Origin of the sequence: Neoroseomonas lacus (genome assembly GCF_014644535.1) — a bacterium.
Taxonomy (GTDB): Bacteria; Pseudomonadota; Alphaproteobacteria; order Acetobacterales; family Acetobacteraceae; genus Neoroseomonas; species Neoroseomonas lacus.
In genome coordinates this window covers 364,027-378,417 of the sequence record NZ_BMKW01000001.1, presented here as the reverse complement: position 1 = coordinate 378,417, position 14,391 = coordinate 364,027, and the positions used below count along the sequence as shown (strand labels likewise).

The window sequence follows — 14,391 nt, the reverse complement described above, 5'->3', positions numbered from 1 at the left end:
TCAATACTCGAACTCGAAGGACAGCCCGATCCGGTCCCCCGCGCTGCTGTTGCCGCCGGTCTCGGCTTCCACCCGCACGCGCGGCAGCACATCCACCTGCACGCCGACGCGCGGCGGCCCGCCATCGGTCCCCTGCCGCACGCCGAGATAGACGCCATCGGCGACATACCGCCCGGTCTCGAGCGAGGCGCCCTGGTTCCGGCTGTTGCTGTTCTCCTGGCTCTGGTCCGTGCCGACCGCCAGCCGGTCCAGCGCCAGGAACCGCCGGATGCGATCCAGGATGCCGCCCGCCCCGGGCGTCTCCAGCCCCGCCGCCCCCGCCAGCACCTGCGCCAGCTGCGCCAACTGGAACGGGCTGAGTTCACTGGCCCGCCGGTCGAACAGCAGCCGCGACAGCACCTCGTCCTGCGGCAATTCCGGGGTGGAGGAGAATTCCAGCTTCGGGTCATTCGCCGGCCCGGTCACCGTCACATTCACCGTCACCTCGCGTGCCCGCGCCGTGGCCAGGAAGTCGAGCGACGGCACCAGCGTCCCGGCATCGAAATTGATGGTCCCGCGCCGGAAATCGAGTTGCCGGTCGAAGACGGAAATCCGCCCGCGCCGCATGGTCAGCCCGCCGGTCACCAGCGGCGCGGCGATGCTGCCGCCAATGCCGAGCGTCCCGCCGAATTCCGCATCGATGCCGCGCCCGCGCACGAACACCGCACGCGGCGCCGCGACCTCGATCTCCAGCGCGATATCCGGCAAGGCGGACCCCGCCGTCACCGGCGCCGGCGGCGCCAGCGGCGGCGTGCCCGCAGGCCGCTGCCCGACTTCCCGCACGCCTTCGAGCGTGCGCACGCTCGGCGGTAACCCCTCCGGCACGGTGATGTCCAGCCGCCGCACCGTCACCGTCCCGGTCACCCGCGCCTGCTCCGACAACCGCCCGGACAGGCGCAGATCCGCATCGAACAATCCGGTCACGATGTCCGAGCGCAGCGGCCGTGCATTGCGCGCCGTCAGGGTGATCTCGGCCGGCAACCCCGGTGCGGCCGGCGAGAGCGACCCGCCCGCATTCAGCGTGCCGCCGCCCGGCGTGCGCGCCTCGAAGCGGTCGATGAGCACCTGGTCGCCCTCGCCGCGCAGTTCGGCGGTGATGTTCGACAGTGTCACCCCTTGCGCCAGGTCGCGGAACGACCCATTCGCCAGTGACAGCCGCCCCGACGCCTGTGGCGCGGCGACGGTGCCCGTCACGGACGCGCGCAAGGTCGCCCGGCCACTTACGCGCTGGGCGCCGGCGGCCAGCAGCGGCCCGGCGATCACGCCGACATCGGCATTGGCGTCCACCTGAGCACTGATCGGCGCATTCCCCGCGAAGCCGCCCGGCAGCCGGGCCGTGCCGGTGGCGCGCAGTGCGGCGCCGGCATTGGCCTCCATCCGCACCTCCGCCGCCTTCGCGCTCGCCGTGCCTTCTACGACGATCCGTGCAGCCGGCAGCCCCCGGGTGTTGGGGTTCACCACGCGCAACCCGCCCCCCTCGATCCGGAACCGAGCGGATGGATCGCCGACCGGTCCGGTGATGCTTGCCTCGCCGCTGATGCTGCCTTCCGCCGTCAATTCGGGTGAGGCCAGCGCCGCCAACCCCGCCACCGGCAGCGCCGCGAGCGTCGCGCGCAGATCCGCCTGTTCCGGCCCCCAGCGCCCTTCGGCGCGCAGCGTGCCGCCGCGGCTGGTGGTCAGCGCCAGCGCCTCGATTGCCACCCCGCCATCCGCCGCGACGAGGATGCGCGCCGGCGCGACCAGCCGCAGGCTGTCCGCCCCCCGGCGCAACAGCAGTTCGGGCACCTCGACGCGCCGCGCCGCGCCATCCTGCGTGATGCGCGCCTGGGTGGTCAGCCGCGCATCCTGCGCCCGCCCTTCCAGCCTCGCCTCCAACGAGGCCAGCGTGCCCGCCGCCTTCAACGTGCCGCCGAGCGGCGTGCCGCCGATGCTCGCCTGCGGCACGTCCAGCGACACATCGAAGCCCTGCACCCCGTCGCGCAGGTCGAGCGTCGCGCGCATCGCCCCGCTGCCGGTCATCGGCGTGCCGGCTATCGCGGCGAAGGGCGCCAGTTCCGGCACATCGAGGCTCGCCTCGCCGACGAAACTCGCCGCCTGCGGGTCGAGCAGCCCCTGCGCCGCCAGCTGTGCCGGCCCGAAGCCGGCGGTCAGCGCCTCGATGCGCAGCTTCTCGCCCTCCGGCAGGCCGCGCAGGTCGAGCGTCACCGGCAACCCGGCATAAGTCGCCCGCAGCGTCCCCTCCGCGCGCGGCGCCGACAGCGGCGTGGCGACGCGCAGGTCGAGGTTCAGCGCCTCCAGCGCCTGCCCCCCGCGTTCCAGCCTTTCGCCCTGCGCCGTCAGCGCCAGGGAAGGATCGCCGCGCGGCCCGGTCGCGCGCAGTTCCACCTGCAGCCCGCCGGCCAGTCCCGGCACCAGTGGCGCGAGGTCCGCCACGGTCGCGCGCAGTGTGGTATCCAGCGTCTCGCCCACCTGGCCCTCGGCGGTGACGTGCAGCGCTGCACCCTCCAGCGTCAGCGCCTCGATCCGATCAGGCAGGGTGGCCCGCACGGCCAGATGCGGCGACGGCCCCAACGCGGCGACCACCTGCGGAATCGCGCTGCCGAAGCCCTGCGTCGTGAGGTCGAGCGCCACCGCCGGCGCCGCCATCGCCCCCGTGGCCCGCGCCTCCAACCGCAGCGATTCCCAGCGCGCCGCATCCGGCACCAGCGCGCCGAGCACCGCGCTGCTCCTGGCCTCGACCGTCCCGCCGATGTCGATCGTCCCGGCCGCGAGATCGGCGCTGCCTTGCGCGCTGACCCGCCCGAACGGCGCGCGCAGCGTCAGCCCACGCAGCGCAACCTTCTGCGCGGCATCGATCCCGGCATCGAGCGTGACGCTCATCGGCATGGCGGCGGCGCGCAGATCCGCCGGCAGCAACGGCGCGGCGGCGACATCCATGGTCAGCCGCGCCCCGGCCGCGCCATCGGGCGCGGCATGTACATCGCCCGTCGCGGTCAGCGTGATGTCGGGCCCCAGCGTCGCGCGCAGATCGAGCCGCGCCCCGCTCGCCGGCCCATCCAGCGTCAGCAACGCCTCGGTGGCGCGGTCGGGCAGGCCGAGCATCGTCGCCAGCAGCCCACCCGGCGGTTCGCGCGCCTGCAGCCGCGCTACCAGCCGATCCGCCCCGGGGGCCAGGTCCAGCGTCAAATTGGCCTCGGCCGGCGCATCCAGCCGCAGCACGTCGACCCGCGCTGACAGCCGCCCCTCGGCATAGACCGCCTCGCCATCCAGCCCGAGCACCGCCGCCACCCCGGCCACGGGTTCGCCGAGTTCGATCCGCTCTACCGCCAGCCGGTCGATCCGCACCGCCACCGGCAGTTGCGGCAGGGCGGGGATCAGCGGCGCATCCGGGTCGGGCGGCGGCGGCTCGGCGGCGGGCGGCAGTCGGTGCACGGCCACGCGCCGCGCCGTCAGCGCCGTGACCCGCGCCTGCGGATGCAGCAGCGCCGGCAGGTCGAGCGCCAGCACGGCGTCCTCCAGCTCCAGCCACGGCCCATCGGCATCGGCCATCACCAGCCGCCCGACGCCGAGCCGGCCGGGCAGGGGGCCGCTCATCCCTTCGATGGTCAGCCCCGGCACGAGGCTGCCCGCCAGCCGCTCCACGGCCGCACGGCCGGGACCGGTATTCACCCAGACCAGCGCGCCGGTGACCAGCACCAGCACCAGCATCGGCATGCCGAGGAACAGGAAGATGCCCAGGCGCAGCCCGGCGCGCAGCACGCCATGTGGCGTCGGAACCAGGCGGCGCATCATCCCGGCCACTCGCGGCATTTCAGAAGGCCTGCCCGATGCCGACATACAGCCCATAGGCCGGGTCGCCCTGCTGCGGGTTCAGCGGCACGCCGATATCGACGCGGATCGGCCCGATCGCGGTCAGGTACCGCAGCCCGGCGCCGACGCCCACGCGCAGCGTGCCGGTTCCCGGCGTCTGGTCCTCGCTGACGGTGCCGGCATCGACGAAGGCCACCGCCCCCCACGGGCCGGAGATCACCTGCCGCCATTCGGCGCTGAGTTCCAGCAGGCTCGCCCCCCCCAATGGCCGGTTGCCCGCATCGCGCGGCCCGATCGACTGATAGGTATAGCCGCGCACCGACCCACCGCCGCCGGCATAGAAGCGCTTGTCCAGCGTGATCTGGTCAAAGCTCGCCCCGAGCGCCGAACCGACGGATGTCCGCAGCGCCAGCACCCCGCGCTGGTCCCCGGTCACGTCGAGATAGGTGCTGCCGGTCGCCTGCAGCCGCACATAGCTCGTGCCATCCAGCAGCGAGTAGTACGGCGTGGCGTTCACATTGATCCGGTAGCCACTGGTCGGGTTCAGCAGGCTCGTGGTGGTGTCGTAGCGCAGCCCGGTGACGAAGCCGAGCAGCGTATAATCCTCCAGCACGCCATAGCGGCCGATCCGCCCCGTCTCGAAGGTTGGTCCGGCCTGGGCGGTCAGCCGCTCGGTCAGCCGCCGCTGTGCGATCGCCGAGGCGATGAAGGCATCGCGGTCATAGGCTTCGAGGTTCTCCTTCACCGCGCCGACCCGCGCGACCATCTGGTAGTCGCGCTCGAACAGTTCCGGCAGCGTCAGCGTGGCGAAGGTCCGGTACGTCGCATTGCCGAAACTGCCATCGGAAATGCGCGACGCCTCGGCCTCCAGCCGCAGCCGCTCCGCCCCCCCGAACAGGTTGCGGTGTTCCCAGAACACGCTGACGGCGAGGCCGAAATTCGTCTCATAGGCCACCGTCCCGCCCACCGCGCGCAGCGGCCGTTCACTCACCACGAAGGCGATCGGCAGCGTCCCATCGGGCCCGACCTCGGTGCCGGCCTCGACCCGCACGCTGTCGAAGACGCCGAGCGAAACCAGCGCGCGCCGCGCCCGCTCGACCGCCGCGGGCGAATAATCCCGCCCCTCGACCTGCCGCGCGACGGTCCGCCGCAGCAGCCCGGTATCGGTGCGGTCCTGGCCGCGCACATCGGGCGTGGCGAAGCGCGCGCGCGGCCCCGGCGCGAAGCGCCAAGCGATGTCCATCGCGCGGCGGTCATGGTCCACCGTGATCTCGCGCCCCGCCACGGCGGCCAGCGGATGGCCCGCATTGCGCAGCGCGTCGCGCATCGCCGTCTCGGCGGCAAGCACCGCTTCGGCGCGGGCCGGATCGCCTTCCATGAAGCCGGCCGCCTGCGCCGCCTCGCGCACCACATCAGTGTATGCCGCCGGCTCGGCGGTGATGGTGACGCGCCCGACGCTGTAGCGCGGCCCAGGCGTGAGCGTGATCACCACCGGCACCGGCGCGCGCGCCGCCTGCAGTCGGGCGGGCAGCGCCGGGTCCTCGGGCGACAGGCCATCGATCGTCGCGCCGACCTGGCCGCCCCAATACCCCTCGGCCCGCAGTGCTTCCTGCAGGCGCGGCAGATCCGCCCGTACCCGGCCGATCAACCCGAAGGCATCGGTCGGCGCGCGCTCGCGCAATGTCACCGTCTGCGCCACCGCCTGCGCCGTCGCGGCCAAGCCCGATTCGTCGCCGGCACGGACCTCGGCGGTGTAGTCGACATTGGGCGGCTCGGTGCTGGCGGGCGCGGCTGCCTCATCCGGCGTCGTCGCCGGCGCCTCCTCGCCCTCGACGAAGGCAGGGGCGGCGCACAGCACCACAAACAGCGCCGCCGCCGAGCGGTGGGCTGTGGTGCGGTACGGCGCGGCGGGATAGGCTCTTCTGGTCATGCACAACAATCTCGCCGCGACCCTTACATCCTGGCGCCGCCATCTGCACGCCAACCCAGGCCTCACGCTTCACGAAGGAGAGACGGCGGCCTTCGTCGTCGCCCGGCTGAAGGAGATCGGCCTTACCGACATCGTGGAGAACGTGGGGGGCCACGGTGTGGTTGCCACGATCCAGCGCGGCGGCGGCAACCGCTCCGTCGGCCTGCGCGGCGACATGGATGCGCTGCCGATCCAGGAGCAGAACGAGGACATCCCCTGGAAGTCCACGAATCCGGGCGTCATGCACGCCTGCGGCCATGACGGGCACACCACCGCGCTGCTCGGCGCCGCCCGGGTGCTGATGGACGACCCGAGCTGGACCGGCACGGTGCGCCTGGTGTTCCAGCCGGCCGAGGAAGGTGGCGGCGGCGCCCGCAACATGATCGCCGACGGCCTGTTCGAACGCTTCCCGATGGAACGCATCTTCGGCTGGCACAACTGGCCCGGCCTCGCGGCGGGCACCATCGCCGTGCACGACCGCGCGGTGATGGCCGCCGGCGCGCGGTTCGAGATCGTCTTCGACGGCCATGCCGGCCACGCCGCGCTGCCGCACCTCACGCGCGACCCGATGATCGCCGCCGGCCACGCCATCGTCGCCATCCAGTCGATCATCGCCCGCAACCTCGACCCGCTGGCCGGCGGCGTGGTGTCGATCACCGTCGTCGAGGGCGGCGAGGCACAGAACCAGATCACCGCCCGCGTCACGCTGAAGGGCACTGCCCGCTGGCTGCGCGACGAGGACCAGGCGACCATCGAGGAAGGCCTGTCGCGCATCGCCCACGGCGTCGCCGCGACCTATGGCGTGTCGACCACCTTCTCCTTCCGCGCCGGCGTGATGGTCACCGCGAACCACCCGGCCGAACGCGACCTTGCCGCCGAGGCCGCCGCCGCCGTGACCGAGGTGCGACGGGACATGCTGCCGGCGATGACCGGTGAGGATTTCGCCTGGTACCTGAAATGCGTTCCCGGCGCCTTCGTCTGGATCGGCAATGGGCCGGCGGATAACGGGCGGGAACTGCACCACCCGCGGTATGATTTCAACGACGAGGTGCTGCCGACGGCGGCGAAGTTCCTGGCGGAGACGGCGAAGCGGGCGCTGGCCGGGCAATAGCCTGCGGGGCCGGATCACGGGCACATTGCTGCATCGCAGCAGGACAATTAGGCTGTCCGCATGCAATCCTTGCCCGCCCCGCTCCCGAGCTTCGACCTGCTGCCGGACGCGGCCGACAGGTTGCGTGCGTTGGAGGCGCGGCTGGCCGAGGAACTCGTCTTCCTCAACCTGCCGGGCAAGCCTTGGGTGCCGTCGACGCCCTGGGCCGGGGGTGAATTGCTCGACGTCGCCATCATCGGTGGCGGGCTGAACGGGTTGTGCGCGGCCGCGTCGCTCAAGCTCAACGGCGTCTCGCGCATGGCGGTGCTCGACCGCGCCCCGGCCGGGCGCGAGGGGCCCTGGATCACGACGGCGCGCATGAACACGCTGCGCACGGCCAAGGAGGCCGCCGGCCCCGCCCTCGGCATCCCGTCCCTGACCTTCCGCGCCTGGTTCGAGGCACAATACGGCCGCGAGGCCTGGACCGGCATGTTCCGCATCCCGCGGGCGATGTGGATGGACCATCTGGTCTGGTATCGCCGCGTCATGGCGCTGCCGGTGCGCAACGGTGTCACCATCACCGCGATCCGGCCGCAGGGCGAGGCGCCGATCGCCATTGCCACCGAGGCGCATGGCACGCTGCATGCGCGACGGGTGGTGCTCGCCACCGGCATCGACGGGCTTGGCGGCCCCGCCATCCCGGCGGTCTTCGCCGGGCTGAGCCGGGCGGTCTGCGCGCATTCCTACGACGAGATCGACCTGGCCGCGCTGGCCGGCAAGCGGGTCGGCGTGATCGGCGCCGGTGCCTCGGCGATGGACAATGCGGCGAGCGCGCTGGAAGCCGGTGCGGCCTCGGTCGACCTGCTGATCCGCCGCGCCGCCATGCCATTGGTGGACAAGTTCACCGGCATCGGCAGCAAGGGCATGGCGCATGGCTATCTGGGCCTGCCGCCGGCCGATAAATGGGCGCTGTTCCATGCCGGCAACCAGGCGCAGCTGCCCGCGCCGCGTTCCTCGGTGCTGCGCGTCTCGCGCCATCCGAATGCGCGCTTCCACTTCGCCTGCCCGGTGCTGGCGGCGCGCGAGGAGGGCGACGGGCTGCGCGTGACCACGCCGCGCGGCACGCTGCGGCTCGATTTCCTGATCCTCGCCACCGGCTTCGAGGTGGCACCCGAGAAGCGGCCGGAACTCGCCGCCATCGCGCCGCATATCCGCCGCTGGTCCGATGCCTTCGCCATGCCGCCAGGGCAGGAGGATGCGGGCCTTGCCGCGCACCCCGACCTTGGCCCCGGCTTCGAATTCCTCGAACGCACGCCCGGCGCCTGCCCGGGGCTCGACCGCATCCACTGCTTTGCCTTCCCCGCCGTGCTGTCGCACGGCAAGGTCACCAGCGGCATCCCTTCGGTCACCGAGGCCGCGCGGCGCCTGACCGAGGCAATCGCCCGCAGCCTGTTCGTCGAGGACCGCGCAGCGATCCGCGCCGCCTTCGACGCCTATGACACGCGGGAACTGCTCGGGGATGAATGGACGCCCTGGGAAGGTCCGCTCGGAGAAGACAGCCATGAAGCCGCGTGATCCCCGCCCATGACGCTCGCCCATGATGATCCGGAGATCATGGCCCGTGCCGCCGCGCTGCATGCCAGCGCGGTGGTCTTCGACGGCCTGAGTACCTGCAATTGGAGCCGCACCATCTTCGAGGAGATGCGCGCCGGCGGCGTCACCGCCGTGAACTGCGCCTCCTTGCTGTGGGAGGATCTGCGCGGCGGTCTCGACAACGTGCTGTTCTGGAAAAGCATGTTCGAGGAACACGCCGACCTGCTGCGGCCGGTGAAGACCGTGGCCGACATCCACGCCGCCAAGGCCGAGGGCCGCACCGGCATCTCCATCGGCTGGCAGAACACCTCGCCGATCGAGGACCGGCTGCACGACGTCGCGATCTTCAAGGATCTCGGCGTCAACATCATGCAACTGACCTACAACACGCAGAACTACTCGGGCGCGGGCTATCTCGAACTGACCGATTCCGGCCTGACCGGCTTCGGGCGGGAGGTGGTGCACGAGATGAACCGCGTCGGCGTGCTCTGCGACCTCAGCCATGTCGGCGAGAAGACCAGCTTCGATGCCATCGCCTGGTCGAAGCAGCCTGTCTGCATCAGCCATGTCCTGCCGCGCGCGATGCATGACGTGCCGCGCAACAAGACCGACGCGCTGCTCGCCGCCTGCGCCGAGCGCGACGGGCTGATCGGCATCAGCCTGTTCGCCCCCGGGCTGCGCGCCGGCAACGACGCGACGGTCGAGGACTACATTGACGCCATGGAGCATGTGATCGCCCTGGTGGGCGAGGACCATGTCGGGCTCGGCTGCGACTTCTCGCTCGACCACCCGCGCCCCGGGCCGTACCAGAACTACGCCAGCCGCGACAAAGGCTATGCGCGCAACCTGACCGAGTTCGCCACGGCGAAGATCAACAAGCCGCGCGGCATCAGCCGCACCAACGAGATCCCGCACATCACCGCGGCGATGCTCCGGCGTGGCTGGAGCGAGGCCACCATCGTCAAGCTGCTCGGCGCCAACTGGCTGCGGCTGCTGGAACGCGTCTGGGGCGTGGCGGCATGACGTCGCGCGATCGATCGAGGAACACCGATATGACCATCTCGCGCCGCGGCGCGCTCGCTGCGACCCTTGCTCTTGGCGCGCTGCCGGCCGCCGCGCAGGCGCCCTGGGCCCCCACCCGGCCGGTGCGCATCGTCATGCCATTTCCGCCGGGGCAGGGGTCGGACATCCTGATGCGGATGCTCGCCGAGCGGCTGCAACCGCTGCTCGGCCAACCGGTCGTGGTGGAGAACCGCGCCGGGGCCGGCGGCACCGTCGGCATGGAATACGGTGCGGGCCAGCCGGCCGACGGCACGACCATCATCATGGGCGGCAGCGGCCCGACCACCATCGCGCCGAGCCTTTATCCGCGCCTGGGCTATGACCCGCTGCGCGACATGACGCCGATCTGCCTGATCGCCTCCGTGCCGCAGCTGTTCATCGTGAACAACGACTTCCCGGTACACGGCATCCAGGACCTTATCACGCGCGCCAAGGCCAATCCGGGCGGTGTCTTCTATGCCTCCTCCGGCAATGGCACGACGCAACACCTGAATGTCGAGTTGTTCGCCTCGATGACCGGCACGCGGCTGACGCATGTGCCCTACCGCGGCTCGGGCCCCGCGCTGGCCGATTTGATGGCCGGCCAGGTGCCCTTCATGTCCGACACGCTGGCGGCGGTGGGCGAGATGGTGCGCACCGGTCGGGTGCGCGCGATCGGCGTGACCTCGAAGGAACGCTCGCCCTTCTTCCCCGATGTTCCCTCGATCCATGAACAGGGAGTGACGGGCTATGAATCGGTGGGCTGGATCAGCCTGCTCGGCCCGCGGGCCATGCCTGATGCCATCGCCGCGCGCTTCGAGACGGAGGTGGCGAAGGTGCTGGAACAGCCCGAGATCCGCCAGCGCCTGACCGAGCAATCCTTCACCCCGACCTTCCTCAATCGCCGCGACTTCACCGCCTTCATCACCAGCGAGACCGCCAAGTGGCGTGCCGTCGTGCAATCGTCGGGCGTCACAGTCGATTGAGCCGCGGCGGCGGCGACACGCACAATCCGGTCAGGCAGCCGGATTGTGGAACGGCCGCCCCGCCCAACCCTCATGCAGCGGCGCCAGGAAGTAGAAGGTCAGCCGCCGCGCGGCGAAGCGCCACACGCCGTCCCGCTTCACCATCTCATCGTCGTAATGCCCGGCCGAGACGTAGGACACGCCGTTCATCACCGACAGATACTCCATCGAGATCCGGCCGCTCGCTCGGTCACCCTCCAGCACCACCGTCCCGTTCGAGCAGAAATGCCAGAACTCCTCGGTCATCGCCGGCACCCGATGGGCAAAGAACTCAGTCAGCGCCGCCCGGCCACGCACCGCCGATAGCCCCTCGAACACGCCATCCTCGGTGAACAGGTCGATGAAGGCAGGCCATTGCCGGCCATCGAGCAGATGGCAGTACCGCCCCCGCAGATCAGCGATGGCAAGCTGGTCCTCGACCGCGCGAAGCCGGTCCTCGATGCTGCCCATGTCGCGCTTCCTCCTGATTCATCGGGACGATAGCCGCCCCCGCGCCATTCCGCCCAGCCGCCAGCCAAGGCTATCCTGACGCGATGCAGCATGACCCCCCGCCCGGCCTCCGCGCACTCGAAGCCCGCCTCGCCGAGAGCCTGGAACGCCTCCAGGAACCCGCCACCGACTGGGTGCCGCCGACCTTCGCGCCGGACGGCTCGACCGCGCTGGACGTGGCGATCCTCGGCGCCGGCATGGCCGGGCTCGCGGCCGGCTTCGCGCTGAAGCGGGACGGCGTGCTGCGCGTCGCCCTGTTTGACCCCGCACCGGAAGGCGAGGAAGGCCCCTGGGCCACCTATGCCCGTATGCGCACCCTGCGCAGCCCGAAACAGCTCGCCGGTCCGGCGCTCTCCTTGCCCGACCTCACCTTCCGCGCCTGGCACGAGGCGCAGCATGGCGCCGCCGGCTTCGCGGCGCTGGGTAAGATCCCGACGCTGATGTGGATGGACTACCTGCGCTGGTATCGCCGCGTCTCGGGGCTCGATATCCGCAGCGGCGTCGCCGTCACGCTGATCGAACCGGACGACGCGCTGTTTCGCCTGAGGCTGTCGGACGGCGCCACGGTCTTCGCCCGCTATGTCGTGCTCGCCACCGGGCGGGACGGCCTGGGCGGGCCGCGCCTGCTGCCGGGCTTCGCCCCCGAATGGCGTGGCGCGCTCTGGGCGCATTCCGCCGATGCGGTGGAATTCGCGGCGCTGGCCGGCAAGCATGTGGTCGTCATCGGCGCCGGCGCCTCCGCCTTCGACAACGCCGCCGAGGCGCTGGAAGCCGGCTGCGGCCGCCTGACCATGCTGCTGCGCCGTGCCGCTCTTCCGCGGGTCAATTCCGGCAAGGCGCTGGAGGGCCGCGGCATCTGGCATGGCTGGCACGACCTGCCGTCCGAATGGCGCTGGCGCCTGGCGCTCGCCGTCGAGCGCCGCCAGACCCCGCCGCCGCATGAAAGCGTCCGCCGCGTCGCCGCCCACGCCCATGCCACGCTTTTGACCGGGGCCGGGATCGAGGCTGTCGCGCGTGATGGCGATGCCCTTCTGCTGACAACGCCGCGCGGGAAATACCGGGCCGACTTCACCATCCTTGGCACCGGCTTCCTGCAGGATGCGGTGCTGCGGCCGGAACTCGCCATCATCGCTGGCCAGATCCGCCTGTGGCGCGATGCCTATGCGCCGCCCGAGGCGGAACGCGATGCGACGCTCGGGCTGAATCCCTGGCTCGACGACGCCTTCGCCTTCACCGAACGGATGCCTGGCACTGCGCCGCACCTCGCCCGGCTGCACTGCCTGAACTTCGCCGCCACGCTGAGCCACGGCAAGCTGACCGGTGACATCCCGGCAATCAGCGCCGGGGCGCAGAAGCTCGCGCGCGGCATCTGTGCCCGACTGCTGGCCGCCGACATCGTCCACCACGCCGCCCGCCACGCCGCCTTCGACGAGCCGGAGATCACCGGCGATGAATGGCCTGGCGTCGCGTTATAGAGCGCGATTGGTTCACCAACCTCGCTCTGACCGTTTGTCTGATCGCGTGATTCAGACCTTCGGTGGCTTCGCACCTGCGGCCATCACGCCCTCGCCTTCGCTGCCCCAGAGGCCCGCTGAAGGCGGGCCGACAGCCAGAAAAAGGAGGGGGATTCGGGGGAGTTCTCTCCCCCGACCTTGCTTTTCCTAACGCGCAAACCCCGGCTGCGCATCAACGAACCGGTTCGGCTTGAGAAACACGGACAGGAAAACCGCCCCTTCGGGCGCCCGCGCCACATGGGTGTTCCCCGCTGGCCGCCAGACGAATTCGCCTGGCCCGCAGCGCCCTTCATCGTCCTCCAGCGCGCCTTGCAGCACGAAGGTCTGCTCGATGTCGGTGTGCTCATGCAGCGGCACTTCGCTGCCTGGTGCCATGCGGAACAGGATGGTGGACATGCCGCGGGCCTCGTCGCGGCATAGTAGTTTCATGTCGATCCCCGGGAATTCGGTCGGTTGCCAGGGCATGGCATCGGGCGTGAGGTAATGCGAGGCGAGGCGTGGGTCGCCTTTCTGGGCCTCGATGCGGGCGCGGGTCTGGGCGTCGGCCATGATGGTTCCTCCCTGATGGCGGCTGGCGCAGGGTGTCAGGCAAGTGGCTCGTCGAGCAAGGCGGCGGCTTTCGCTACCGCCCGGCCCGATGACGCGGCGCGCTCCATCGCGCACGGCAAGCCAAACCGCAGGCCGGGGGAGGTGGTCAATCGCACTGCCATCCACGAGTCACGCTAACCCGGCAGGAGGTCGATCCGCGCGGCGCGCACCGGGCAATCGTCCGCTCAATCAGCCGAGAGATGCATATCTCGTGCGATCGCCTGCCACCGCATCGCGCTCGCCGCGATCCAGGCATCGCCTTCGGCCACCGGCACGCTGATCGGCTCGACGAAGGCCGTGCGCAGCCGCGCCGCCGTCTCCGGCGTGCCGATCTTCCCCACCGCCTCGCGCAGCCGCGCGACAATCGGCTCCGGCGTCCGCTTCACCACGGCGAGGTTGAACCAGATGCCGAGGTCATACCCCGCCACCCCGGCTTCCTGCATGGTCGGCACATCCGGCAGCGCGCCGGCCCGGCGGGTCGTCGTCACCGCCAGCGCGCGGAAGGCGCCCGAGCGGATATGCGCGGTCGAGGTCGCCGTGGTGTCGAAGCCGAAATCGACATCCTTCGCCAGCATCGCGGCGACCAGCGGCGAGGAACCGCGATACGGCACATGGGTCGCCTCGATCCCCGTCATCTGCAGGAACAGCGCCGCCGACAGATGCGAGGAGGAACCGTTGCCCACCGACCCATAGACCAGCGGCCGGCGCTTCGCTTCCTCGATGAAGGCCGCGACATTCGTCGCCTCGACCCGACCGGGGATGACGGAGAACACATTCGCCACCTCGCCGAGCATGCCGAGTGAGGTGAAATCGCGCAGCGCATCGACGCCGGAGCGCGCATAGACGATCGGGTTGACTCCGAACAACGCCGTCGTGCCGAGCAGGATGGACAGCCCGTCGGCCTCCGACTGCACCACCGCCTGGGTGCCGATATTGCCGCCCGCGCCGGCGCGGTTCTCGATCACCACCGCCTGGCCGAGCTCCCGCGCCAGCGGTTCGGCGACGATGCGCGCGACGATGTCGTTCACCCCGCCCGGCGGATAGGTGACGACGATGCGGATCGGCCGGCTCGGCTGCCAGGGCTGGGCGCGCAGGGCAGGGGCGGCGAGGAAGGTGCCGAGGCCGGCAAGCGCGGCACGACGTGCGATCTCAGTCATGGACGGTCCCGTATTCGGATTGACGCGCACTTCCTAAACCCTGCACCTAGGTAGGGCCAGGGAGGCGCGCGCAAAA

The 14,391-nt window shown here is 71.1% G+C and carries 10 protein-coding genes; 5 read left to right on the top strand and 5 right to left on the bottom strand.

Annotated elements, in window-relative coordinates; genetic code table 11:
• Both IEY36_RS01805 and IEY36_RS01800 read right to left on the bottom strand, forming a co-directional pair.
• Positions 1 to 3,831 (bottom strand): translocation/assembly module TamB domain-containing protein, encoded by a 3,831-nt coding sequence (locus IEY36_RS01805; RefSeq protein WP_188965192.1) that lies wholly within the window; start codon positions 3,829 to 3,831, stop codon positions 1 to 3.
• 19 nt (positions 3,832 to 3,850) lie between these two features.
• Positions 3,851 to 5,779 carry an autotransporter assembly complex protein TamA gene (locus IEY36_RS01800; protein WP_188965191.1) on the bottom strand — a complete coding sequence of 643 codons (1,929 nt, stop codon included), beginning with the start codon at positions 5,777 to 5,779 and terminating at the stop codon, positions 3,851 to 3,853.
• Between IEY36_RS01800 and IEY36_RS01795 the strand changes: the two genes are divergently transcribed.
• Genes IEY36_RS01795 through IEY36_RS01780 form a run of 4 tightly spaced genes read left to right on the top strand, consistent with a single transcriptional unit; the run spans position 5,778 to position 10,528 of the window.
• Entirely contained in the window at positions 5,778 to 6,929 is a 1,152-nt protein-coding gene (locus IEY36_RS01795; RefSeq protein ID WP_188965190.1) for an amidohydrolase, read from the top strand. The genes IEY36_RS01800 and IEY36_RS01795 overlap by 2 nt on opposite strands.
• Positions 6,930 to 6,989: 60 nt before the next feature.
• Positions 6,990 to 8,483 carry an NAD(P)-binding domain-containing protein gene (locus IEY36_RS01790; RefSeq protein ID WP_188965189.1) on the top strand — a complete coding sequence of 498 codons (1,494 nt, stop codon included), beginning with the start codon at positions 6,990 to 6,992 and terminating at the stop codon, positions 8,481 to 8,483.
• A 9-nt stretch (positions 8,484 to 8,492) separates the two neighbouring features.
• Positions 8,493 to 9,524 (top strand): membrane dipeptidase, encoded by a 1,032-nt coding sequence (locus tag IEY36_RS01785; RefSeq protein ID WP_229681022.1) that lies wholly within the window; start codon positions 8,493 to 8,495, stop codon positions 9,522 to 9,524.
• A gap of 29 nt (positions 9,525 to 9,553) precedes the next feature.
• A complete protein-coding gene (locus IEY36_RS01780; RefSeq protein WP_188965188.1) occupies positions 9,554 to 10,528 on the top strand; it encodes a Bug family tripartite tricarboxylate transporter substrate binding protein in 975 nt (324 codons plus the stop codon).
• A gap of 30 nt (positions 10,529 to 10,558) precedes the next feature.
• Here the strand turns inward: IEY36_RS01780 and IEY36_RS01775 are convergent, their stop codons facing one another.
• The gene (locus tag IEY36_RS01775; RefSeq protein ID WP_188965187.1) at positions 10,559 to 11,017 is read right to left on the bottom strand and encodes a nuclear transport factor 2 family protein; all 459 of its coding nucleotides are present in this window, start codon (positions 11,015 to 11,017) and stop codon (positions 10,559 to 10,561) included.
• An 83-nt stretch (positions 11,018 to 11,100) separates the two neighbouring features.
• On the opposite strand from IEY36_RS01775, the gene IEY36_RS01770 reads away from it, so the two are divergent.
• The gene (locus IEY36_RS01770; protein WP_188965186.1) at positions 11,101 to 12,531 is read left to right on the top strand and encodes a flavin-containing monooxygenase; all 1,431 of its coding nucleotides are present in this window, start codon (positions 11,101 to 11,103) and stop codon (positions 12,529 to 12,531) included.
• Positions 12,532 to 12,717: 186 nt separating this feature from the next.
• Here IEY36_RS01770 and IEY36_RS01765 read toward each other — a convergent pair whose 3' ends face one another.
• The gene (locus tag IEY36_RS01765) at positions 12,718 to 13,119 is read right to left on the bottom strand and encodes a cupin domain-containing protein (RefSeq protein ID WP_188965185.1); all 402 of its coding nucleotides are present in this window, start codon (positions 13,117 to 13,119) and stop codon (positions 12,718 to 12,720) included.
• A 224-nt stretch (positions 13,120 to 13,343) separates the two neighbouring features.
• Positions 13,344 to 14,315 carry a Bug family tripartite tricarboxylate transporter substrate binding protein gene (locus IEY36_RS01760; RefSeq protein WP_188965184.1) on the bottom strand — a complete coding sequence of 324 codons (972 nt, stop codon included), beginning with the start codon at positions 14,313 to 14,315 and terminating at the stop codon, positions 13,344 to 13,346.
• Positions 14,316 to 14,391: the final 76 nt, after the last annotated feature.

Bases quoted from the DNA above. Each gene is read 5' to 3' on its own strand.
- IEY36_RS01805 (WP_188965192.1), bottom strand. From the start codon at position 3,831: ATGATGCGCCGCCTGGTTCCGACGCCACATGGCGTGCTGCGCGCCGGG.
- IEY36_RS01795 (WP_188965190.1), top strand. From the start codon at position 5,778: ATGCACAACAATCTCGCCGCGACCCTTACATCCTGGCGCCGCCATCTG.
- IEY36_RS01800 (WP_188965191.1), bottom strand. From the start codon at position 5,779: ATGACCAGAAGAGCCTATCCCGCCGCGCCGTACCGCACCACAGCCCAC.
- IEY36_RS01790 (WP_188965189.1), top strand. From the start codon at position 6,990: ATGCAATCCTTGCCCGCCCCGCTCCCGAGCTTCGACCTGCTGCCGGAC.
- IEY36_RS01785 (WP_229681022.1), top strand. From the start codon at position 8,493: ATGACGCTCGCCCATGATGATCCGGAGATCATGGCCCGTGCCGCCGCG.
- IEY36_RS01780 (WP_188965188.1), top strand. From the start codon at position 9,554: ATGACCATCTCGCGCCGCGGCGCGCTCGCTGCGACCCTTGCTCTTGGC.
- IEY36_RS01775 (WP_188965187.1), bottom strand. From the start codon at position 11,017: ATGGGCAGCATCGAGGACCGGCTTCGCGCGGTCGAGGACCAGCTTGCC.
- IEY36_RS01770 (WP_188965186.1), top strand. From the start codon at position 11,101: ATGCAGCATGACCCCCCGCCCGGCCTCCGCGCACTCGAAGCCCGCCTC.
- IEY36_RS01765 (WP_188965185.1), bottom strand. From the start codon at position 13,119: ATGGCCGACGCCCAGACCCGCGCCCGCATCGAGGCCCAGAAAGGCGAC.
- IEY36_RS01760 (WP_188965184.1), bottom strand. From the start codon at position 14,315: ATGACTGAGATCGCACGTCGTGCCGCGCTTGCCGGCCTCGGCACCTTC.